At 58.2% G+C, this 23,847-nt stretch carries 12 protein-coding genes and 1 pseudogene; 6 read left to right on the forward strand and 7 right to left on the reverse strand.

The window, feature by feature from the left end; all coding sequences use genetic code 11:
- Positions 1-36 precede the first annotated feature (36 nt).
- The 6 genes and pseudogenes from HUN04_12190 (at position 37) to HUN04_12215 (ending at position 6,675) form a co-directional block, all read left to right on the forward strand.
- On the forward strand, positions 37-891 hold the full coding sequence (locus HUN04_12190; GenBank protein WDP90412.1) for a 1,4-dihydroxy-6-naphthoate synthase: 855 nt from the start codon (positions 37-39) through the stop codon (positions 889-891).
- A complete protein-coding gene (gene tilS, locus HUN04_12195; protein ID WDP90413.1) occupies positions 881-1,954 on the forward strand; it encodes a tRNA lysidine(34) synthetase TilS in 1,074 nt (357 codons plus the stop codon). The genes HUN04_12190 and tilS overlap by 11 nt, the downstream gene beginning before the upstream one ends.
- A 69-nt stretch (positions 1,955-2,023) precedes the next feature.
- Positions 2,024-3,853: pseudogene (locus HUN04_12200) on the forward strand (ATP-dependent metallopeptidase FtsH/Yme1/Tma family protein).
- Between the two features lie 200 nt (positions 3,854-4,053).
- The gene (folP, locus tag HUN04_12205; GenBank protein WDP90414.1) at positions 4,054-4,926 is read left to right on the forward strand and encodes a dihydropteroate synthase; all 873 of its coding nucleotides are present in this window, start codon (positions 4,054-4,056) and stop codon (positions 4,924-4,926) included.
- On the forward strand, positions 4,907-5,872 hold the full coding sequence (locus tag HUN04_12210) for a YbbR-like domain-containing protein (GenBank protein ID WDP90415.1): 966 nt from the start codon (positions 4,907-4,909) through the stop codon (positions 5,870-5,872). Before folP ends, HUN04_12210 begins: the two co-directional genes overlap by 20 nt.
- Positions 5,873-5,895: 23 nt before the next feature.
- Positions 5,896-6,675: a type III pantothenate kinase gene (locus tag HUN04_12215; GenBank protein ID WDP90416.1), complete on the forward strand. Its 780-nt coding sequence runs from the start codon at positions 5,896-5,898 to the stop codon at positions 6,673-6,675.
- 14 nt (positions 6,676-6,689) lie between these two features.
- Here HUN04_12215 and HUN04_12220 read toward each other — a convergent pair whose 3' ends face one another.
- The 7 genes from HUN04_12220 to HUN04_12250 all read right to left on the reverse strand — a co-directional run bounded on the left by HUN04_12220 (position 6,690) and on the right by HUN04_12250 (position 23,818).
- A complete protein-coding gene (locus HUN04_12220) occupies positions 6,690-9,761 on the reverse strand; it encodes an efflux RND transporter permease subunit (protein WDP90417.1) in 3,072 nt (1,023 codons plus the stop codon).
- A 68-nt stretch (positions 9,762-9,829) separates the two neighbouring features.
- On the reverse strand, positions 9,830-10,978 hold the full coding sequence (locus HUN04_12225; protein ID WDP90418.1) for an efflux RND transporter periplasmic adaptor subunit: 1,149 nt from the start codon (positions 10,976-10,978) through the stop codon (positions 9,830-9,832).
- Positions 10,975-13,359: a TolC family protein gene (locus HUN04_12230; protein ID WDP90419.1), complete on the reverse strand. Its 2,385-nt coding sequence runs from the start codon at positions 13,357-13,359 to the stop codon at positions 10,975-10,977. The genes HUN04_12225 and HUN04_12230 overlap by 4 nt, the downstream gene beginning before the upstream one ends.
- Before the next feature lie 239 nt (positions 13,360-13,598).
- Positions 13,599-15,326, reverse strand: coding sequence for a PAS domain S-box protein (locus HUN04_12235; GenBank protein WDP90420.1), 1,728 nt, complete (start codon positions 15,324-15,326; stop codon positions 13,599-13,601).
- Entirely contained in the window at positions 15,319-16,539 is a 1,221-nt protein-coding gene (locus HUN04_12240; GenBank protein WDP90421.1) for an HDOD domain-containing protein, read from the reverse strand. The genes HUN04_12235 and HUN04_12240 overlap by 8 nt, the downstream gene beginning before the upstream one ends.
- 98 nt (positions 16,540-16,637) lie before the next feature.
- Positions 16,638-18,980: a penicillin-binding protein 1C gene (pbpC, locus tag HUN04_12245; protein ID WDP90422.1), complete on the reverse strand. Its 2,343-nt coding sequence runs from the start codon at positions 18,978-18,980 to the stop codon at positions 16,638-16,640.
- An 8-nt stretch (positions 18,981-18,988) separates the two neighbouring features.
- On the reverse strand, positions 18,989-23,818 hold the full coding sequence (locus tag HUN04_12250) for an alpha-2-macroglobulin family protein (GenBank protein WDP90423.1): 4,830 nt from the start codon (positions 23,816-23,818) through the stop codon (positions 18,989-18,991).
- Between the last annotated feature and the right edge of the window lie 29 nt (positions 23,819-23,847).

Raw genomic sequence — 23,847 nt, forward strand, 5'->3', positions numbered from 1 at the left:
TATCCGGGGACCAGATAACCCTGAAAGAAAACCGCAATGAAAACCCCATACACGCTTGCCTACTCCCCCTGTCCCAATGACACCTTTATTTTCAAGGGGATTGCCCGCCAGCTTATAGACACCCATGGCATGGACTTCAGCATTGTACTGGAGGATGTGGAAACCCTGAACCAGAATGCAGCCAAGGAAGCCTACCAGATCACCAAACTCAGCTTTGCCGCCCTGGGCACCCTTCTGGACCGCTATGCCCTGCTCAGGACAGGGGCGGCCCTGGGAAAAGGCTGCGGCCCCCTGATCATTTCCCTGCCCGGCCGAAAGCTGGATGGGAAAGAGGAACCAAGGGTGGCGGTGCCGGGCCTGGGTACCACCGCCTACCACCTCTTTCGCTTTTACATGGCCGAGGCCTTTCCCGGAATGGCGTTTGAAGCGGTGCCCATGCCCTTTGAACAGGTCATGCCAGCGGTTAAGGGGGAAAAAGCCGATTTCGGCGTCATCATCCATGAAGGCCGGTTCATCTATCAAAACCAGGGTCTTGAAATGACGGCCGACCTGGGCCAGTGGTGGGAAGAGGCCACCGGGCTGCCCATCCCCCTGGGATGCATTGCCGTCCACAAAGAGCTGTCCGCTGACACCGCCTGCAGAATCCAAACCCTGATACGGGAAAGCATTGACCACGGATTCGCCCACCCGGCCCAGGGCCGGGACTATATCAAGGCCTACGCCCAGGAGATGGAAGACCATGTGATTGACCAGCACATCGGCCTCTACGTCAATGAATTTTCAAAGGATATCGGCGACCTGGGGACCCGGGCCGTACTCGCCTTTTTCGACCATGCCGCCCGGGCCGGCCTGATGCCGCCGGTGGATCCGGAGGCCCTCTTTGCCTGCTGAACCCCATACCGGTTTTATTGACCGGGTACGGCGCACCATTGCCGGATACGCCATGGCCGGACAAGGAGACAAACTCCTCATCGGCCTCTCCGGCGGCCCGGATTCCGTGACCCTGGCCCGGGTGCTCCTGGCCCTGAAAGATGAGATGGGGTTCTCCCTGGGGGCAGCCCACCTCAACCACAACCTGAGGGGAGAGGAATCCGTTAGGGACGAAAACTTTGTCCGGGAATTTGCCGCAGACGCCGGCATTGACCTCTCAGTTGAATCCCGGGATATAAAGGCCTTTGCAAAAAAGCAGAAGCTGTCTCTGGAAGAGGCCGGGCGGAACGCCAGGTATGATTTTTTCAGCCGGACGGCGGCGGCCGGGGGATACACCCGTATCGCCACCGGCCACAACCGGGACGACCATGTGGAACTGGTGCTCATGAATCTCATCCGCGGCACCGGGCCAACGGGACTCCGGGGGATCCCCCCTGTCCGGGAAGGCCGGTTCATCCGGCCATTGATCAATATGCCCAAAGCCGATATCCTGGCATTTCTGGCATCCGTGGACCAGCCCTTTGTCATGGACTCTTCCAATACAGACCCGGCCTTTTTGCGAAACCGGGTGCGGACCCGGCTCATCCCCCTGCTGGAGGCGGAGTACAACCCGGATATCAGAACCGGGCTGGACCGCCTCTCCGGCATACTGGCCCAGGAAGACGATTATCTTGAAACCGAAACCACACAGGCCTTGCACAGCATACTTCAGGAGGAGTCCCCGGAACGGCTCGCCCTGTCCGCACCGGAACTGTCGGCCCTCCACCCGGCCCTGGCCGCCAGGGTATTGCGCCGGGGACTGCAAAAAGTGAAACAGGACCTGCGCCGGATCAGCCACACCCATATCAGGGACATCATCACCCTCTGCACCGGGGAACCGGGTAAAAGCCTGGACCTTCCCGGCCGGATCAGGGTATATAAACGACGGGGGCAACTCTGTATTCAAAAAGAGAAACTCCCCCTGCGGGAACTGGGTCGCCGTCAGAAGGCGGCGGGGGACAAAACCTGCCCTCCGTCCCCTTGATGTATCCTTTTTTATGTTTATATATAGTAAAGTTTTTATCGGTTTATTAACCTTAAGAGAGGAAAAACATTGAATCAATTTTATAAAAACATCTCCCTGTGGCTGGTCATCGTGCTGATGATGGTGATGCTTTACAATATCTTCAACCAGCAGCAGGCCGGACAATCCGATATCGGATATTCAGAATTCCTGTCCCTTGTGGAAGACGGCCGGATCCAGAGCGTGGTGATCCAGGGGCAGGACCTTTATATTACCGATTCCAGCGGTGGCCGCTTCAAAAGTTTTGCCCCTGCTGACGTAGAACTTATTCCCATGCTCAGAACCAACGGCGTGGCCATCAAGGCCAAACCCCCTGCGGAATCCTCATGGTTCATGTCCATCATTGTCTCCTGGCTGCCCATGATCGTGCTCATCGGGGTGTGGATATTTTTCATGCGCCAGATGCAGGGCGGCGGCGGGGGCGGCAAGGCGCTCTCTTTCGGGAAAAGCCGGGCCCGCCTCATGGATGACAAGGGTGAAAAGGTCACCTTTGCCAATGTCCAGGGTATTGATGAGGCCAAGGAAGAACTCAAGGAAGTCGTTGATTTCCTGAAAAACCCCAACAAATACACCCGTCTGGGGGGCAGAATCCCCAAAGGCGTGCTTTTGGTGGGCAACCCCGGTACCGGCAAGACCCTGCTCTCAAGGGCGGTGGCCGGGGAGGCCGGTGTTCCCTTTTTTACCATCTCCGGTTCCGACTTTGTGGAGATGTTCGTGGGCGTTGGCGCATCACGTGTCAGAGACCTTTTTGCCCAGGGTAAAAAGAACGCCCCCTGTATCATCTTCATTGACGAAATTGATGCCGTGGGCCGCCAGCGCGGCGCAGGCCTGGGCGGCGGGCACGACGAGCGGGAACAGACCCTGAACCAGCTCCTGGTTGAAATGGACGGGTTCCAGTCCAACGAGGGGGTTATCCTCATGGCCGCCACCAACCGGGCCGATGTCCTGGATCCGGCCCTGCTCCGTCCGGGCCGGTTTGACCGCCAGGTGGTGGTTGATATGCCCGATATCAAGGGGCGTGAAGGGATCCTCCGCGTTCACATGAAAAAAAGCCCCCTGGCCGGCGATGTGGATCCGGCCATCCTGGCAAAGGGCACCCCGGGATTTTCCGGCGCTGACCTGGAAAATCTCTGCAACGAAGCCGCCCTGCTGGCGGCCAAGCGGGACCACGAGAAACTGTCCATGAGGGATTTTGAAGATGCCAAGGACAAGGTTTACATGGGCCTGGAACGAAAATCAAAAGTCCTCAAGGAAGAAGAGAAAAAAACCACGGCCTACCACGAAGGCGGCCATGCCCTGGTGGCAAGGTTCCTGCCCGGCACCGATGCCGTGAACAAGATCACTATCATTCCCCGGGGACGGGCCGCCGGCGTAACCTGGTTCCTGCCCGAGGAAGGGGACTTCAAGTACAAGGACCAACTGGAAAACGAGTTGGCCATTGCCTTTGGCGGACGGGTGGCCGAGGAAATCATTTTCAGCCGGATCTCCACCGGTGCTTCCAACGACATCAAGCAGGCCACCAAGCTGGCCAACCGGATGATCAGAAGCTTCGGCATGAGCGACAGCCTGGCCCCCCTCTCCTATGAAGACCATGACGACAACATCTTCATCGGCAGGGAAATGACCCAGGCAAAATCCTACTCCGAAGCCACGGCCCAGAAGATCGACGCCGAGGTGGCCGCCATCATCGACAAGGCCTACGCCACGGCCAAACAGATCCTGGAAGACAATATAGATATCCTCCACGCCCTCACCGACCTGCTCATGGAAGAGGAAACCATCATGGGGCCGGAGCTGGACGATCTCATTGCTGAACTGCGGCCGGATTTCGATTTCTTCGGCCGGCGGAATGTCCGCACCGAGCCGGAACCGCCCACGGCGGAAGAGGAGGCGGCAGCCCAGGCTGCGGCCAAGGAAAAAGACGGGGCTGATGAAGAAAAAGGGGAAGAGGAAGACAGCAGCGACAGCGGTGAAATCCTTGAATTCCCCGGCGGCAAAAATGCGGATGAGGATGCTGAAAACCACCCCCCTGAGGATAAAGACAAATAGGAGCAGTGCCCATGACGACTACCACATTTTCACTTGAATTCGGCCGTTTTCGACTTGATCTGGGTACCAGGGCCTGCATCATGGGTATTTTAAACACCACGCCGGATTCCTTTTCCGACGGAGGACGGTACAACTCCCTGGATGCCGCCCTGGCCCAGGCAAAGGCCCTGGTGGACGCCGGGGCCCATATCCTGGACATTGGCGGAGAGTCTTCCCGCCCCTTTGCCGAACCCGTCTCTGAGCAGGAGGAACTGGACCGGACCATTCCGGTGATTGAAACCATTGCCAATGAAATTGATATTCCCATCTCCATTGACACGGTGAAATCCGGGGTCGCCCGGGCCGCACTGGCGGCCGGGGCCGCCATCATCAATGATATTTCAGCCTTTGAAAAGGATCCGGAAATGGTTGATGTGGCCGCCGAAACCGGGGCGCCCGCCATTCTCATGCACATGAGGGGCACCCCTGAAACCATGCAGATCAACCCCAGTTACGACGACCTCATGGGGGAGATCTCCACCTACCTGGAAAAACGGGTGGCCTTTGCCATGGAAAAAGGGGTGGCCAGGGAAAAAATTATCCTGGACCCGGGTATCGGATTCGGAAAGACCGTGGACCACAACCTGGTGCTCATCAAGGAACTCCACCGGCTCACCGCCCTGGGATTCCCCATACTCATGGGCCCGTCCAGAAAATCTTTTATCCAGAACATTCTAACGGATACCACCAGCAAATCCGCCGGCCCCGGGGACCCCAGGACCGAATACGGGACCCTGGCGGCCTGTGCCGCCTCCCTGATGAACGGTGCCCACATCGTCAGGGTCCACGACGTGGAAACGGTATTTTCATTCACCCGAATCATTGATGCCATCCGGAATGCCTGATTTCAAACATATCCCGGCCCGGTTCGCCGCCGCCGGGATATGTTTCTTTCTGTTCCTGGCCGTCCTGCAGGTCTCGGGCTGCACGGTGGAGCCCGTGGAAACGGATATCCTGCTGCCTGTGGACTTCGCCAATGTCCCCGAGGGCATGGTGATCACCCAGTTCCATACCAATAAAATCGAACTGCGGATCAAGGGCAACCCGGGCCGCATTGAAAAGCTGAACACGGAAACCATCCTCTACCCGGCGGACCTCTACACAGACCTGGAATTTGACCCGGCCGGCGCATCGGACTCCATCGAACCGGGCCACTATCTTCTGCCGGTGGACCGGACCCGGATCCCCCTGGATCCGGCCATCACCATCCTGGACATCAGCCCGTCCTACCTCAGCGTCCGCCTGGATAAAAAAATCACCCGGACCTTTAAGGTCACCGTCCCCTATTCCGGAGAACCGGCCAAGGGATACATGGCCCTGGCGCCGGCCGTCGACCCGCCCACGGTGGATCTCACCGGGGCCCGCACGCTGATAGACGGCATCAAAACCCTGAAAACCAAACCCGTAGACCTGGGAAATGCGGCCGAGGCATTCAAAAAAGAAATTCCCCTGGACCTGGACAATCCGCTGCTCTTTTCCGCAGACCGCCCCATGTTCATTGTTACGGTGCCCATAAAGCCCAGAACAGCGGTCCGGACCATTGAAGGCATTCCCATTGAACTGCGCAACCGGACCGGCAGGGTCAGTATCAAACCGGACCGGATCGACATTGAAATCAAGGGCCCGGAAGATACCCTGGGCGCCAAGGCGGTGCTGGAGCAAATCTGCGCATTCATGGACCTCAACGGCCTGAAACCAGGTGTCTATGCCCGCCACGCCTATATTGACATCCCTGTGGATCTGGTCATGACAAAAGCATCCCCCCAGGTCTTTACCGTCACAATCAAGTAAAATGAATAAAAAAGGAGAGAACAATGCTGCTGGTGATTGATGTGGGCAATACCAACACGGTTATCGGTGTATATGAAAACGACCAACTCAAACAGGACTGGCGGATCCGTACGGTGAGGGAAAACACGGCCGACGAATTCAACATCCTGGCCCGTGCCCTGTTCGCCGACAAGGGCATCCAACTCACCGACATCACCAAAACCGTCATCTCCTCGGTGGTGCCGTCCTCGGTGCGGATACTCAACGCCTTTTGCGAACGCTACCTCAACCTTTCCCCCCTGTGGATCAATCCGGCCTCGGTGAAACAGCTGATGCCCATCCTCTACTCCAATCCCAATGAGGTGGGTGCGGACCGAATCGTCAATGCCGTGGCCGCCTATGATAAATATAAAACCGCCATGATCATCATCGACTTCGGCACGGCCACCACCTTCGACGCCATCACCGCCAAGGGGGAATACCTGGGGGGCGCCATCTGCCCCGGGGTGATGATCTCTTCAGAGGCCCTTTTCCAGCGCGCCTCCCGCCTGCCCCGGGTGGAAATTTTCAAGGCTCCGGAACGGGTCATCGGCGACGATACCATTGAAAGCATCAAATCCGGCATCATCCACGGCAACGCCGCCATGGTGGACGGGATGGTTGCCCGGATGGCAGAAGAGATGGGCATCACTCCCAAGGTCATCGCCACCGGCGGCCTGGCCCCCCTAATTAGCCAGGTTTCCAATGCCATCGAATCCGTGGATCAGTCCCTGACCCTGGACGGCCTGCGTATCATCAGCCGGGAAACCGGAGACAACAATTAGCGCCCCGCCCGGATCTATAACTTAACCTTATACAGGATACAATACAATGCCGGGATAAAAAGCAGGGTGATGCAGGTGCCGAAAAGCAGCCCCACCATGATGGAGACCGCCATGGGCTCCCACATGGATCCCCCCCCCAGGTAGAGGGGGATCAATCCCAGGGTGGTGGTCAATGTGGTGAGCAGGATGGGCCGGAACCGCTGGCGGCAGGCCTCTGTCACCGCCTCTGCCGGAGGCCGCCCGAATTCGCTCTGCTCAATGTCGATACGGTCGATGAGCACAATGGCGTTATTGATGACGATGCCGGCCAGGGAAATCACCCCCAGGAATGCCATGAACCCGAAATAGGACCTGAAAACAATCAGGCCGATGACCACCCCGATGATGCCCAGGGGAATGGTGGCCAGGACCATGAATGTTTTCCGCATGGCATTGAACTGGAGAATCAGCAGAAAGAGGATGATGCATCCGGACAGGGGAAGGTATTTGGTGACGGCGGCCATGTTCTCCTGGGTGTTTTCCGCATCCCCGCCCATTTCGTATCCATAGCCCGGCGGCCACTCTTCGGACTGTTCGTCCAGCCAGGACCGGATTTGCCCGGCAACCTCGCTGGCCGTGATTTCCGGCCGGAGGCCCGAGGTGATGGTAATGCTCCGGAAAAGATCATAATGCATGATCTTGGCATAATCCCACTGGGGGATAATCCGGGCCACCTGGCTTAACGGCACGGCCTTGCCCGAAGACTGGACAAAGACATTGGTGTTTTCCAGATCCTGGAGGGTCTGGCTGCTGAACTGGCGGCTGCGCATGAGAATGGCCAGGCTATCCTGGCCTTCCCTGAAGGTTCCGGCACGCACGCCGGACAGGCCGGTCTGGAGGCTCACCGCAATATCCTCATTGGTCACCCCGGCTTTCCGGGCTTTGGCCGCATCAATATCAATAACGAACTTAAGGAGTTTGGGCCCCCAGTCGTCCATCACGTTTTTGGTGCCCCTAATCCGGCCCAGTTCGGCTTTGGTTTCACCCGCCAGCCTGTAGAGGACATCCTGATCCCTGCCGAGGATACGGATTTCCACAGGGGTGCCGCCCCCGCCCTGGGCCAGAAGGGAGACCTGGATATCGGCTTCGGGGAATGCGTTGAAGCAGAAGGAATCAAGGTCCTTTATCAACCATGCATTGTCTTCCCCGCTGCTGGTATTGACCAGGATGTGGGCGTAGCTGGAGTTGGCCTCATCCGGCGAGTATCCCTGGTCATAGGATTCCGGTCCCTCACCGATGTAGGAAGACCAGTCGGTAATCCCCTTGGGCCGCTGCGGTCCGGTTTTCAGATTTTCAATGATATGGTCTTCAATGGCCTTGACCACCGCCTGGGTCTTTTCTATTTTTGTGCCCAGGGCCAGGTTGATATCCACAGTGATCATATTCCGGTCGCTGTCCGGAAAAAAGATAAACGGGACAAGGCCGAAGCCTTTGAGGGAAATGAAAAAGACAGCCAGCATGAGGGCGATGAAAACGATTTTCATCTTCAGCACCCAGCCCAGCATAATAATATACCCCTTGTTAAGCAGGTCAAAAATTGATTTTTGGGCCGCCTGATTATCCTTTGTCTTTACCTTCACAAAGTAATAGGCCAGCAGGGGGATGATGGTTAAACTCATCACCCATGAAGAGATCAGGGCAAAGGATATGACCACAAAGAGCGGCCCCATGATGTCCCCCATGGCAGATTCCGCCAGGAAAAAAGACAGGAAGGCGGCCGAAGTGGTCAGGGTGGAAATAAGCAGCGGGATCATCAGTTCTTTACAGGTTTCCACGGCAGCCGCCATCCGGTCCTGCCCCCCTTCCATTTTCACAATAAAGGATTCCGAGACCACGATGGCATTGTCCACCATCATGCCCAGGGCCATGATCAGGGCGGCCAGGGTCACCTGGTTTAACCCCATATGGATGACGCCCATGAGCATCAGGGTCATGATGGTCACCAGGGGGATGAGGGCGGCCACCACCAGGCCGGTGCGCAGCCCCAGAAAGACCAGCATGACCGCCATGACGATGCCGATACTCTGCAAAAGGTTGCTGACAAAATCATTGATGGATGTCTGGACGTATCCGTCCAGGGAGGCCAGGCGGATCACCTCAAATCCAAGGGGCAGGCGGCGGTTGTAGTCTGCCAGCTTTTCATCCACCATTTTGCCCAGGGCGATGATATTGGCCTCTTCCTTCAGGGAAATGGCCAGGGAAATGGCCGGCTTCCCGTTTACCCGGACCAGGCCCGTGGCCGGGGATTTATACGTCTTTCTTATCCTTGTGATGGCTTCCAGGTAAACCGTTTCCCCGTCGTTACCCACCGGGATGATGGTCTTTTTCAGGGCGTCGATGGTGTCGTAATTCCCCGTGGGTTCCAGAATCAGCCGCTTGTCTCCCACATTGATTTCACCCCCGGATTCCAGGATATTGGTCTCCTGGATGATCTGCTTGAGTTTGCCCACGGTGAGGCCGTATTCACTGAGCCGGGCGGTGTCGAACTCCACCACCACCTGCTGTTCCTGTACGCCCCCGAGAACCACTTTGGCCGAATCCGGCAGGGTAATGAGATCGTCCCTGATCCGTGTGGCCACATCCTCCATCTGCGCATAGGAAAACTCATGGGAAACCAGGCCCAGGATGATGCCGTAGACCACCCCCACATCATCATCCTTTAAATTGGGCGTCACCCCCTGGGGCAGGGTGTCCATATTCTCCAGCTTCCGCCGCAAGTCATCCCAGATATCCTGCAGCCCCTCCTTTTTCACCTCATCCTTCAGGGTGACCGTGACCACCGAAAGCCCTGTTCTGGACTGGGAGGTAATGGTTTTGACCTCGGGGATCTCCTGGACCACCTCTTCAATGTTTTTGCTCACCAACTGCTCCACCCGCTGGGGATTGGCCCCGGGGAAGCTGGAAACAATGGTGGCCACCCGTACCACATAAGGCGGCATGCTGTCCCGGGGAAGCCCCTTGTACATGGAGATGCCCAAAAGGACCACAATGGCCAGAAGGCTCAATGAAATACGGTTTTTCGTGATGGCAAAGGCTGTAAGATTCATTATATATCCGGATTTATGATTTAGAAGTTACCCTAGGATCCATTGCAGACCGGCAATTTGCTCGCGCATTACCATTGGTTCACCGGGTCATCCAGGAGTTTCACCGCCATGCCGTCCATCAGAAGCTGAAGGCCTGAAGTGGCGACCATATCGCCCGGGGCCACCCCCTGTTTCACAAGGAACCCCTTTCCGGTGAGGGGACCGACAACCACTTTTTGTTTACGGGCCGTCCCCAGGTTCCCCTCACCTTTTACAATGACAAATACAAAATTTTCGTCCTGCTCCTCCCCCACCCCGTCAACGGGGAGATAGATCCCGGATTCCTCTCCGGCCTTTCCGAAATCAAACCGGACCTCGGCCGCCATCCCCGGACGCAACCGGTCATCCCGGGACAATATGCTGACAGTGACCGGATAGGTCGGGGCTTCGGAAGCGCCATAGGAGACCTCGGTCACCCGGCCTTCAAAGGCCTGGTGGGCCAGGGCGGGAAAGGTCACCCGGCAGGGCATCCCCGCCCGGATTTCGGAAATATGCAGATCAGATACATCGACATTGACATCCAGCTCTCCCAAACCGCTGAGGGTAAGCACAGGGCTTCCCGGAGAAATTTCCTCATTTTCCTCAACAGCAATGGTGTTGATAATCCCCTCAAAGGGTGCGGTGAGGCGGGTATAGCGCAGCTGATTTTCTGCCGCCCGAAGCTTGCTTGTTTCAGTGGTGATGCGCGATTTGGCCGCCTGAAGCTGGGCAAGGGACGTTTCATAATTGCCGCGGGCCTGCTCAAATTCGCTCAAAGAGACATTGTCGTTTTCATAGAGTTTTTGAATCCGGTCATAATTTGATCTGGCGGTATACACATTGGTTTGGGCGGATTTGGCGTCAGCCTGGCTGGTTTTCAGGCCGGCCCGGGCCGATTCCAGATCCACTTTAAGATCGGTTTCGTCCAGCCGGGCCAAAAGGCTGCCGGACACCACCCGGTCCCCCACTTTAACGGGGATGTTCTTAAGGGTGCCGGCCACTTTAAAACTGAGTACAGCTTCCCTGTCGGCGGCGGCCGTCCCGCTGAAGGTCTGTTTCAGGGTCCGGGTCTGGGATTTGAGCACCGTATACCGCACCGGGCGGGCCTGGGGCTTCTCGGTTTCAACGGGTTCATTTTGGGAGCATCCGCTGCAGGCCAATACAGCACAGGTCACTAAAGCTACAAAAAAGGGTTTCATCCGTTTTTCCTGTCGTCTTTGGTTGGGGTTGTATCCATATATTCCCTGAGCCGGCTGAGAAACGCCGATTTCTGTTCAGGTGTGTCCAGGAAATAAAACCGGCCCATGGCCCGTTCCAGTTCCAGAAAATCCAATACAAATTGATACTTGGCCGCGGCCGCGGCCCGTTCGCTTCGCAGCCTGGCATTCTGGGCGTCAATAAGATCCGTCACCGAATTGCGCCCCTCGGCATATCCGGCCTGGACGATCTCAAAATTTTTCAATGCCGCTGCCAGCCCTTTCTCCGACAATTCGATCTCCCGGGCAGAAACCGATGCGGTTTCAAGTTTTGACCGGATGTTCAGGTGTAGCTGGCTTCTCAGGTTCCGTTCCGCTATATACAATTGACGGAGCCGTTCCCGGCTCTGGGCCAGATCCTTCTTGTCCGCACCGCCTCTGAAAATGGGCCAGGAGGCCATCAGGGAAACCGACCAGGGATGATCCAGCTCCCCAGGGGTTTTCTGCCGGGCATCAAATTCCTCCACGATCTTGTCCACACTCCCTTTAAGGCTTATGTCCGGCAGGTAGAGCGCCCGTTCCCGGTTCAGGACCACCCGTTCCTGGGACCGGATATCTTCTTTGATCCCCTTGAGCTCCGGCAGATTTCTGTCGGCTTCAAGGATCAGAAAATCGCTGAACCGCTTTAACCGCTTAAGATTCCCCAGCAGCCCGTAAACCTCCGGGTCTGTGATCATGAGTTCAATTCCGGCCACAGGACCGACATCCTCCGGGGTGAATTCCCTGTCGATGGGCCGGTCCAGCACCTGGTTCAGGCTCATCCGTGCCAGCTGGAGATCACGGAAGACATCGTTGAGACTGATGAGATTGGCGGCCATTTCACTTTCCCACCGGCTGACCTCCGAAGCGTCCACCGCACCGACGGCCGCCTTGCTCCGGGCAATATCAAAATTCTTCCGGGTCATCTCCAGGTTATTGTTCTGAATGGCCTGGGAGCTCATGGCAAAGAGTACCTGGATATAGGCCCGGCCGGCGGCAACCACCGTATCCATCAATACGGTTTTTTCCTGGCATCGCCGGGACTCGGTTAGTAACTTCTGGACCGAAAAATTCGCCAGCAGATCATCGGCAAACACGGCCTGGGTGACACCGGCACTGCCGGACACAGTGGTCCGGGCCGGATGGGTTTGGGAGACCTCAACCCGGTTTTCATCAATTTGGGTCAGCCCCGCAGAAAGGTTAACCTGGGGCAGCAGGGCCGCCCCGGCCATGCCGGCTTCCATCTCCTGGATACGGGTATCGGACCGGGCCGACAAGAGATCCAGGTTACGGTCCAAGGCTTCCAGAATAACCTGTTTAAGCTGCAGCCCCGGCCCCTGGCTGAGTTTTTCCAGATTCAGCAGCCGGGCCCCCTCCAAAGCCTCCCAACCGGGATAAACATCTATTTCCCGCAGGGTCTCCACATTCACCACAAAATTTTCCGTATATGTCACCACGGATACGGGCAGGGTGCCGGCATCCCGGCCCTCCAGAATGTCCAGCACATTGATGGCCACCCGCCGGGAGACTGCGTTCAAATTCCGCTCCGGCGCAATGGATGCCATGGCGCCCATGCGGACATGTTTCTCCCCCATCAGGGCAAAGGAGGGCAGCTTTCTCTCGTTCACCGCCTGGATGATATTTTTCATCTGTTCGTCGCTGTTTTCTGAAAAAAACGGCAGCAGGTAGACCGCATCCGCCTCCGGGGGAATGTCTGGAAATCCCGGCTCAATCCTGGCCGGATCAATGTCCACTATGGAGAGTTTTGACGCCGGGTCAACCTGTTCGAGGGTGCGCCCGAAATAGGTATAAAGGGTATGAAACATGGTGGTCTGATCGACGGGCAGCAGGATGGCAAGGTGATGAAAATCATACAGGCTCTTGAAGGTCCTGAAATCCCGTTCCACATCAAAGTGGGTTTCAATATAGTTGAAATTCGGGATGCCGCTGGTGCCCGCCGCCGTCATGGCCAGCCCCTGGAGTTTCCGGTCTATGATGCCGGTCGCAACCACAGGGATTTTAAAATCCCCCATGCGGATAAGGACATCGGAAATTTCAGGCCCCACCCCCACAATACAGTCAATGGTATCATCGGCCGTGAGAGCCCGGATTGTTGCCAGGCTTTTTTCCAGGGGATAGGGCGCCACCTGGATCTCCTGGTATTCCACCCGCCCCCGGCTTTTCAGAAGGGCATTGATTTCCCGGACCACCTGGTGCCGGTAGGCGGCATTCTCCGCCACCCTGGTGATAATTGCTATTTTATAGCCGGACTTGGCCGGGGCCGAGGCGGGCAGCAGAATCAGGAACAAACTCACCGCAACCAAAACAGAATAGTGGATCTTCATCGAATTTTTCCCATCGTTGATATGATCCGGCCGGAACCCAGCCGGCCGGCTTGTTTTTCACTTTTTCACCCTGACAATAAAGCCGCACCCAGCTATACCACCGTCGCTTAAACGACTGTTTACTGGGTGCGGCATGATACGGCCCAATTGACTTTAGATCATCCTCCCCCCCCCGAATCTGGCTGCCAGGACGGCAAAAAACATATTATTATACCCGTTCTCCGCGAAGCCTGGCAAGGCTAAACGGCCTCGGGAAGATAAATAAAAAAGCAGGAGCCCTGGGGGGGGCTGGTCTCCACATCCACGGCCCCGCCGTAGTTTTTGACAATACCGTGAACCACTGCCAGGCCCAGGCCGGCATTTCCCTCCTCTTTTTTGGTGGAATAATAGGGCTCAAAAATATGGGGCAGGGTGTCCGGATCAATGCCCGTACCTGAATCCTTTACCCAGAACCGGACAAATGGTCCGGGGGTAATCCCCAATCCCTCCTGAAAAGATCCGGTTTCAACCGCCACACGCTCTCCCCCCATTTTGATTTTGCCCCGGACGGTAGCATGGGAGGCATTGGAAATCAAATTCATCAGAATCTGACGGATCCGGGTCGCTTCAGCCCGGACCATCAAAGGATCCGGGCCGGGCTCAAAGACAAAGGTCATTTTTTTGCCCAGGGAGGATTTCAGCAGTTTCATCAACTGCATCATCTCCTTGTTCACATCAATCAGAGAGGTCTGATGATGGTCCTCCCGGCCGATGGCATAGAGCTGGCGGGCCAGGTCCCGGGCCTGGTTGGATGCGGTTTCCACGTGGCCCAGATAGGAGACGGCCGGATGGTCTTCGGGCAGGCATTCAACGGCGAGGTCGGTATAATTAAAAATGATCCCCAGCAGATTATTGAAATCATGGGCCGTTCCCCCGGCCAGCAGTCCGATGGATTCCATTTTCCGGGCCTGCCACAGCCGTTCTTCCAGGCGTTCTTTCTCCGCCTCGGCCCTGAGGTGCTCTGAAATATCCCGGCCCGTGACCAGCAGCTCCCCCCCATTGCCGGCGGCAATGGGGACAATGGATATCTCCAGGGGCACCCGGCCCCCGTCCTTTACCACCAGGGAGGCCTGCCGAACCTGGGATGCCCCCTGGGAAAACCGGTGGTCCAGGCGGCCGACGCCCTCAAGTACATCGTTGACATCCATTGCGTTCAGATCGCCATTGCCGTATTTCCCAAGGGCGATGCAATAGGGGTTCACATAGAGGATCCGCCCCTCTTCAGAGATGGTCATGATAATTTCCCGGGCGGATTCCGCCAGAAGCCGGTATTGTAACTCGCTTTTACCCAGGGCATCCAGGGTCTTGACATGGGCGGCCACCTCATTCTGCAGATAGGACTGGGATTTGGAAAGCTGGCCCACCTTTTCCCTGAGCATCTCATTGGCGGATTTAAGCTGGGTATAAAGAGCATGGCTTTCCAGGGCATTGGCGCAATGGGTCATGAGGATGGAGATAAGCCCCAGGGCGGCATCGGGCACCTTCCGGGTATTTCCCTCCAGCACAACCACACACATGCCCCTTACCCGGGAGGTTGTGGCCAGGACATGGAAGAGAAAATTGGCGGAGAAATCCCGGGAGCCGGCGATCACCGGCCCCTTTTCAAGAACCGCCCGGGAAAAGGTGCCGTCTTTGATGAATTCTTCAATTTCTGCTTCGACCATGTCCCGCTGCGCTGCCGGCGTGCAGCTCTCAAGGTTGAAATCAGAACTCTTTTCATCCACCAGATAGAAGGCCAGGGTGGTGGCGGGAATCAACTTCCGGACCTGCTTCCGGCAGGTTTCCAGTATGGTTCCGGGATCTTCTAACCGACTGATGCTGTCATGGATCCCGCCGATATCCCGGATCATATCCAGGGCCTGAATCCTGGACCGGTTGACCTCTTCCAGGTATTCAAGGCGTGCCTTTATTTTTTTGGGATCATCCATAGAAGAACCTTATGGCTTCAGTGATCTGGCGGTCTGTCTGCCTGAGGACCGGCACCAGGGCCGCCGGCGGGATACCCATGGCCTCCCAGGCATGAAGGTCCAGTGCCGGAAGGACGGCTTCCCCTGTGAATCCGATGCCCAGGGCCGAAACCATCCAATTGGCAAAATAGACCACGGCAGTTTCAGTCTCCGGCAGGGTGGTAAAGGCCTTGTGGTGGTTCCGGATCAAATGGGAAATCTGTTCGGGAAAATTCCAGGAATCCGCCAGCAGGCTGCCGAACCGGGCGTGGTCCATTTTAAAAAAATCCGGTTCCACCTGCACCAGCGGCTTTTCCAAATTCCCGGCCCGGGCCAGTGCGGCACCGCAGGCATCGGGGAAATAGCTTAAGAAAACCAGACGGCCGATATCGTGGAGCAGTCCCCCGGTAAAAACCCGGTCGCGGTCTGCCTCGGGGATGTGGGTGGCCAGGTTGGCACAGAGGACAGCGCAGCCCAGGCTGTGGTGCCAGAAGGCTTCCATATCCGGGGCACGGCCCGGCAGGGCCTTGAAATAATTGATCACGGTCACCCCCAGTGCCAGGGTGCAGATCTGCCGGCTGCCCAGGGCCACAGCGGCCTGGGCAAGGGAACTGATTCCTTCTCTGAACCCGTAAAAGGCGGAATTGACGATTTTCAACAGAGAGGCGGAAAGGGCGGTATCTTTACTGACGATTTCTGCGATTTCCCTGCCGGAAAACCTCGGATCCTCAACCGCGGCCTCAATTTCAAAATAGATTTTGGGCAGGGAGGGCAGCTTGACCTCATCCCCCAGCAGGGCCGCAGGGTCCGCCGGTCCGGCCGGTGCAGGGATTTCTTCATCCTCTGCAGCGGCCCCTGTGCGGGCCGCCAGGGCGCTGAAAATCCCAGGATGATCTTCAAACCACTCCCGGGCCAGGTCATGGATCATCCGGACCACCGGATCGTCGAGATCATTATTCCTGAACCATTTTTCCAGGAATTCATCTCGTTCCGCCAGGGGTTCTTCTGATTTTGTTTTTTTCTTACCGCCCTCTGAAACGACATGGACGTCAAGGATGCCCCACATCCGGAGAATCCTGATCTCCTTTTCCCCAAGCAGAGTTCCGGCTTTCATCAGAAGGCGCCCTTCCCTGTTTTTCACCTCACGGGCCAGAACCATTCCGGGTTCGGCGTCAAATACATTCACCAGATTCATTTGTAGTATTTTCCGTTTTTTCGGGAACTTTTGATCTTTCCAGGAAGTCTATATGAAACCAGAGGAAAAGTCAAAAGTGGCAGACCGGCCATCCCCGGTCAGGGGGCGATTCGAATCACCCTGAAACGAATCCGGTCACTTCTTCCGGTTTCATCGGCGACAGCCAGCTGGTATTCCCCGGGCTCAGGCATGGCCATGGCAGCAGAATTGCCCAGGGGACGCCGGTTCAGGAACCAGACCAGTTTCCCATTGCCGCCCAGGGCCTTCAGGGGCAGGAAGGCACCGCCGCGGCCGGGCTGGCTTGAAATCACGCTGTGATCTGCTATGGAAACGATCCTCAGGGCTGGCAGAATCATGGGGGCCAGGTCCGGACAGGATTCCGAATCCCTCGGGATCACTGAAGCGCGCCGTAACCGGGCCGGTATAAACGGTTCAACCTGCCAGGGCCACAGGGCAAAGGCCTTCTTTTTCACCCCTCCGCATACCGGAGCGGCCCTGTTGCCGCTGGCATCCACCCAGAGAGTGCGGACCAGGGAGGCCGCAGGGCCCGCCTCCCCCGTTAGGGTTGGCGGAATTTTATGATCCAGGATCCATGCGGAAAACCGCCGGGCACAGGCCCCTGCCGCCCGGCCCCGGACAGCTTTCTCCCCAAGGCCCGACGGCCAGCAGACCGGCTCCCGGGCCACAGAAGCCGGCTGGGGAACGATCCTGCCGGGGGTCTCAAGGCTTTCCATGACCTGGGCCAGCAGCGGCAGGGCCGTGACGCCCCCGTACTGCCCCGGGCAGGGGGAGCCGTCCGGCCGCCCCACCCAGACCCCTGCCGTAAAATCGCCTTTTACCCCCACCGCCCAGGCATCCCTGAACCCATAGCTGGTGCCTGTTTTCCAGGCCAGGGGCCAGTTCCCTGAAAGCCTGGCGATATTTTCCTGCCCCGGCAATGGCCGGGACAATATCCGCCGGATAATCCAGGCCGCCCCCGGACTCATGAGATAGCGTTCCGTTACCGGGTCGGATGGCCTCAGCCGGAGCCTGCCAGCCACCCCCTTCCTGCCCAGGGCGGTGTACAGGGTGACCAGGGATTCCAGACAGGTCCCCACCCCGCCCAGGGCCATGGAAAGATTGGGCCTGCCGGCAAAGGCAAACCGGGCCCCCGCATTTTTCAGGCGGTCGTGGAACCGGGCCGGGCCGTAGGCCGCAAGGACCTGGACCGCCGGGAGGTTCAAAGAATCGCGAAGGGCACGGGTCAGGGTCACCGGCCCTGAAAATCCTTTGGTAAAATTACCCGGATCATAGGCCTGGCCGAACCGGGGGACATCCATGAGCAGGGAATGGGAATGGACCAGCCCCTCATCCAGGGCCAGCCCATAGACAAAGGGTTTCAGAGTCGATCCGGGGGACCGCATGGCCGTGACCATGTCCACATGGCCCCGGCGCCGGATGCTGAAGAAATCTGCGGACCCGGCATATGCCTGAACCTCCAGGGTTTTATGGTTCACCACCAGAACGGCCCCGGACTGCTCCGGGGGCAGGGTCGCCATATAATTACTGAGCAGTTCTTCGGTATGAAGCTGGGTTTCCTGGTCCAGAAAGGTCTTTATGATACCGGCATCCGGCGCCAGGGTTTTCAGCCGCCGGGCCGCCAGGGGGGCAGACATGGGATTGGGAAACCGGAAAGGGACTACGGGCTCCTGCTTTGCGGCCTCGATATCCTCACGGGACCAGATCCCGAAACCTGCCATGCGGTCCAGGACCTTGTTCCTGGCACGGGCGGCCCGCCCGGGATGGCGGTCCGGCCGGTATCTGGAGGGCGCCTGGGGCAGCACCGCCAGCAATGCGGCCTCGGCGTGGGTAAGATCGTTAGCATCCTTTCCCAGCCAGGTGTGGGCTGCGGCCCTCACCCCTTCGATATTGGCCCCAAAGGGGGCATGGGTAAGGTAAAGGCCCAGGATTTCATCTTTGGTGAAATGGTATTCCAGCTGGACCGCCCTGAGAATCTGGATCAGCTTTACTGTGAGGCGCCCCCGGCCGGCTGCCCCTCCACGGCCTGTGCCCGAAGTTAAGATCCGGGCCACCTGCATGGTAATGGTGGACCCCCCGGAAACCACCCGCCCCTGGATCAGGTTCTGGGCCAGGGCCCGGGCCATGGCCAGGGGGTTGATGCCGGGATGGTAATAGAACCACCGGTCCTCATAGCCCAGCAGCGCCTCGATATACAGGTCAGAAACCTTGTCCGGCACAGCGGGAAACCGCCATATCCCCCGCTGGTCCGCAAATACCCGCAACGGGATACCGCTGCGGTCAGTGACCACCGTGGACACCGGCCGGCCGGCCAGGGGAAGGGGAAACAAGCGGTCGAGAAGTCCCCCAGCCGTTCCAAACAGGAAAATCAATGCAACGGCGGCAAGGCCGGCAAGTTTAAGGCGATTCAGTCGGCCTGTCATCAACCAGCTCAGGGCGCGGCCACCTCCATTTTTTCAATGGTATTCCCGATGCCCCGGATATAGGGGCGGTACATGTCCTCCACCAATGGGGGCGGCACCTTGAAACTGCCCGGACTGACCACCCTGGCCCCGTAGAAAACACGGCTGGTTCTGCCGCCCACCAGATTCAAGGCCGCCACAAAGCGGTCATCCCGGTACTCGGTGTGGGCGGTGGTGTACCGGGTCTGCCATTCCCGGATCCGCTTTTTATCCACCAGCACATCGTCGATGAGAAAGGCCCCGGCAACATTGGGATCTTCCAGTTCCACCCCGGCAGGCACCATATCCACCACCAGGGCATGCGGCATCCGTTCCGATGGCGTGACAGACAATTCCACAATGATGCGGTCCCCGGATTTCACCTTTGCCGGATCCATGGGCTGGCCTTTGGCATCCAGAAACCGTCGGCGGATCTCAACCCCTTCGGACGAGGGGGCTGGCATGGCATTGGGATAGCCCGTCAGCACCAGGTCCGCATAGAGGCTGGCAGTGCCGGTATTTTTAACCTCAAATCCGCTGGCGGCCGCCCCCCGGGTAAAAATAACCTGCCCCGGCCGGTCGCCGGAATAGGTTCCGGCTTTACCCGATACCGTAACCTGTGCCTGCCAGGGTTTTCCCGCGGATGCCAGCCGTGCGGCCCCTGCCATGACCAGGGCGTTCCGCTCCTGGGTGGAGAGCCACTCCCGGCCGGCCAGGGCCTTGTCCAATTCTTCCAGAAAAAGATGGCGGTATTTATAATCGGGAAACCAGGTGGTCAGGCAATAATAGGCAACGGCCATATCCCTGACCCGGGACCCGTAATCCCCGACATAGAATTTTCGGTCCCGCCCAGTCTCAACGGCCTCGGCAAAGGCCTGCCCGGCCCGGTGGCGGTCACCGGCCAGCCCCAGGGCCGCTCCGGCCTGAACCAGGGCAAGTGGCCCTTTGGCATGTTTTCTGGCATAGGCGAATACCGACCGGGCATCCCCCAGGCTCAGGGACTGGGTCCGGGCCAGGACAAAGGCGGCATAGGATCTTACCGCGGCCCTGAAAGCATTCTTTTCCACATATCTTGATACGGGAATCATATTGGGCCGCCGCACATAGGTGACCAGGCGCTTGAAGGCCTTTTTCCCAGCCGCCTCCGGCATCTCAAACCCGGCATCCGCCGCATTGACCATGAAATGGACGGCATAAGCCGTCAGCCAGGCCTCCTCGGGGCTGCTGCTGTTCCATAGCCCGAACCCGCCGGAACTTTTCTGCTTTTCCATGAGCCGCTGGATACCGGTGTTGATCTTTCTGGTCTTTTCCTCCTGGGAGGTGGTGGCCACCCCCAGGCCGGCGAACTGCTCGCCGGTGAGCAGGACATGGGGAAACAGTCCGGATACGGTCTGTTCCAGGCATCCGTAGGGGTAGGCCATGAGGCGGCCCACATGGTCGGCCAGGTTAACCGGTGGTTCCGTATCCAGGCCGGCCTGTACGGCAATGGTCCCCGACACCAGGGCCTCCAGATCCGAAGACCCGGGGGACAGGGTCTCCCCCGGGGCAAGCTGCCGTTTCCAGCGTTTGGTCAGGGGCGGGTAAGGCGACCGGGTCTCCAGGTACCAGTTTTTCACCAATTCACCGGAAGCGCCCTGGGCCTTTATTCCATTTATGCGGCAGGTAATCCTGGCCCGGCCTGACACAGCCCCGGCCGCCACCGGCAGCTCCGCCACGGCTTTGGCCGAGGGGGCCAGTTCAAGGTGCCGGACCGATTCCCCTTCAAAGGAGATGGGGCCGAAAATATCCGCCTCCAGGGTGAGGGACTGGGACATTTCGGTGAGGTTGTGGAGATCCAGCATGATCTTTGCCCTGTCCCCGGCAGCCAGGAACCTGGGCATGGTGGCCTGGACCACCAGGGGCGAGGCCAGGATCATTTCCCGTTCACCGGCGCCGAACTCACCCGCCGTATGGGCCACGGCCATGAGGCGCAGCCGCCCGTCAAAATCCGGAAGGTCCAGTGTAAACCCGGCATTCCCCTGGTCATCGGCCTCAACGGCCCGGTGATAGAGGGCCACAATCTGCACGTCCGTGGACGGGCGGTCGCCGCCCCGGGTCAGGGTGGGGGCGTCGCCGCCGAACCGCTGCCGGGCATGGGCGCCCTTGTTGGCCTCAATGAGCTTCTGGTAGACATCCTGGAGTGCCGGCCCGTATTTACGGGGTCGGAAAAAATAGTCAAATGGAGAGGGCGTTTTGAATCCGGTGAGATTAAGGATGCCCACATCCACGGCAGCCAGTGTCACCATGGCCTTTGACGGTGCCTTGCCCGCCGCTGTTTTCAGGGAGACGGTCACATCAACCTTTTTATTGGGCTGGGTTTTATCCGGGGCCTGGATCTTTACGGCAAGCTGCCGGCTGCTTCTGTCCAGGGGTAGATGAACCAGGCCTACGGACCGCCTGGGCAGCCGGGCGTCCCTGCTTTCTCCCGGCCGCACCACCAGGGCCGAGACATAGATATCATGGCGGTTCCAGGCGGGATCGATATCAATTTCAAAGGCCTTGCCCGCCGCCGGCAGGTCAATGGGCAGGGTGAGCAGATTTTCCTGGGCATCCACAAATAGCCAGCCCCTGCCCCCCTGGGGGGCCTTCACCGTAACCAGGGCTTTATCTCCGGCCCCGTAGGCGGGCTTGTCCAGGGCCAGGTCCACCCGGTCCGGGCGGTTCATACCGCCCCGGCCCGACGGATCGGGATCCCATCCGGCCCTGACCCGGTAAGCCGTGGTCAGTCCGGTGGCGGGATTGAGGATTTCCAGGCGGTATCCCCCCCATTTTACCGGGAAGGCGACCCGGGCCCGGCCCGCCGTTTCCCCGGCCGCATCAATATCCACTTTAAACCGGTCCACGGGGTAAAACTGGCTGGTAAATCCCCAATGCCACTCGTTGTTTTTATACTCCCAATAGTATTCCCGGTGTTCACGGATCACCGTGGCTTTCAGCCCCTTGGCCCCCTGCAGTTTTCCGCCGGCATCGGCCAGGATCACCTCAAACTCCGCCGTGCTGTCGTAGGGCACCCGGCCGGCATCCTCTTTCAGGGGAGACAGGTTGCGGATCCCCACCAGTCCGTCCGCCGGCCAGATTTGTCTGGATGTATTGCGCACGACGGGCCGCCCCCCGGAATCATAGAGGCTGACATTGGCCGTGACCCAATGGGGGGAGGTGACGCCCTTCCACCGGTTCTCCACGGGAATCACCCCTTTGCCGGCATCATCCAGCCGGACATCATCCGTGGTGAACGAGGTATTGATCAGATGTTTAATACCCCCGAATTCAAATCCGGGCCATTGATCCTTGAAGAGTTCCCGGGCCGGCTTTATGTGCACCAGGGCATTGACCCGGCTGCCGGCGGCCGGGGCACCGTACAAAAAGTCCCCCTGCACCTGGATGGCCATGGGGGTGTCCGGCGAGGCAGCGGCCGCTTCATCCTTGGCAATCTCCAGCTTCATCCGTTCGGGCAGGAATTCGGAAACCACGAATTCATAGGGATCGAGGTCACCCGCCCCCCCTGAAAAAGCCACCTGCCATTTACCGGTGAGGGCGTTTTCAGGCAGGGTAAAGCTGGTGCTGAAATGGTTGCCGGCCCCCGGTTTCAGGGTGAATTCCCGGACCATCCGACCGTCGGGCCGCTTCACTTTCGCCCGGATGGGCAGCCCAGGGGTCGCCCCCCCGTCATGGTTTCTCAGTATGCCGTCCATGACAACAGTTTCCCCGGGCCGGTAAATATCCCTGGGTCCATAGGCAAAAAACTGCACCGGCCGGTGAAGATCCTGTCCCATGGCAAATTCTGAAAGATCCAGGGCAGGCACATCCATGGGCATCAGGGTGATATGGTTGCCCCGGGTCACCGACACCAGTGCCAGCTTTTCAAAACGGCCGGGGATAATGGCCCGGCCGGATTTGTCCGTGGGCTGGGCAAACAGGGAACGCCCCTTTTTGTCAAAGCCTTCCACACGCGCCTTATTCACCGGCTTAGCCGTTTCCAAGCTCTGGACATAGAAATTTAAATTCTGCTTGTAGATCCGGGCATGGACACCCAGATCCGATATGGTGAACCAGGTAGTATTGTATCCGTATTCATACCGGCCAGCCCCCCGCAGGACGGCAAAATAAATCCCCGGCGCCTTCAGCTCTTTGATGTGGGTGATGGGGATATTGACCTGGGTGCGCAGATCCTTTTTGATCTCCAGGTCCCAGCGGCCGGAGTAGACCAGGTCGGCCACCTCGGCCAGGTTCCGGCTCTGGTAATAATTCATATAATCCGAGGACCTGAAATTTTTCCTGAACTCCGCGGTCATCTCCGGCCTGACCCGGAAAAAATCGATATCGGCCTTGTCAATGTTCAGACTGTCCACGGGCAGTCCACGGATGAGCTTGGAGGCCAGGATAAAGCCCCTGGAGCCAAAGGCGATCATGGGTTCCGCGGAACGGGTTCTGACTTCATATAGGGTTTCCTGCTCAAGCGTATCTCCGCTCTCGGACTTCAGCCCTTTTTTCACCCGGATTTTGTAGGCGGTATCCGCCTCAACCTGGGTAAAATAAACCACCTGGGGATCCTGGGCCAGTATCCAGGCCCCTTCCACAGGTTCCTCACCGTCTGTCATGATTTTAAGGTAGGGCGACATGTCCTGCCGCCCGTCAACGGCTTTGGAAAAGGTAACGGCCAGGGCATTTTCACCGTCCACGGTCTGCTGCCCGGCAAACAGGGCCTCAAACTCGGCGGCCGACGCCCATGCCGGCAGGATAAAAACAAAGATAAACAAAAGAAAAATACGAAGGGGTTTCATGGTGTTATTCCTTCTCAAAGGAGGGGGTT

The sequence above is a fragment of the Desulfobacter sp. genome, assembly GCA_028768525.1.
Classification (GTDB): domain Bacteria; phylum Desulfobacterota; class Desulfobacteria; order Desulfobacterales; family Desulfobacteraceae; genus Desulfobacter.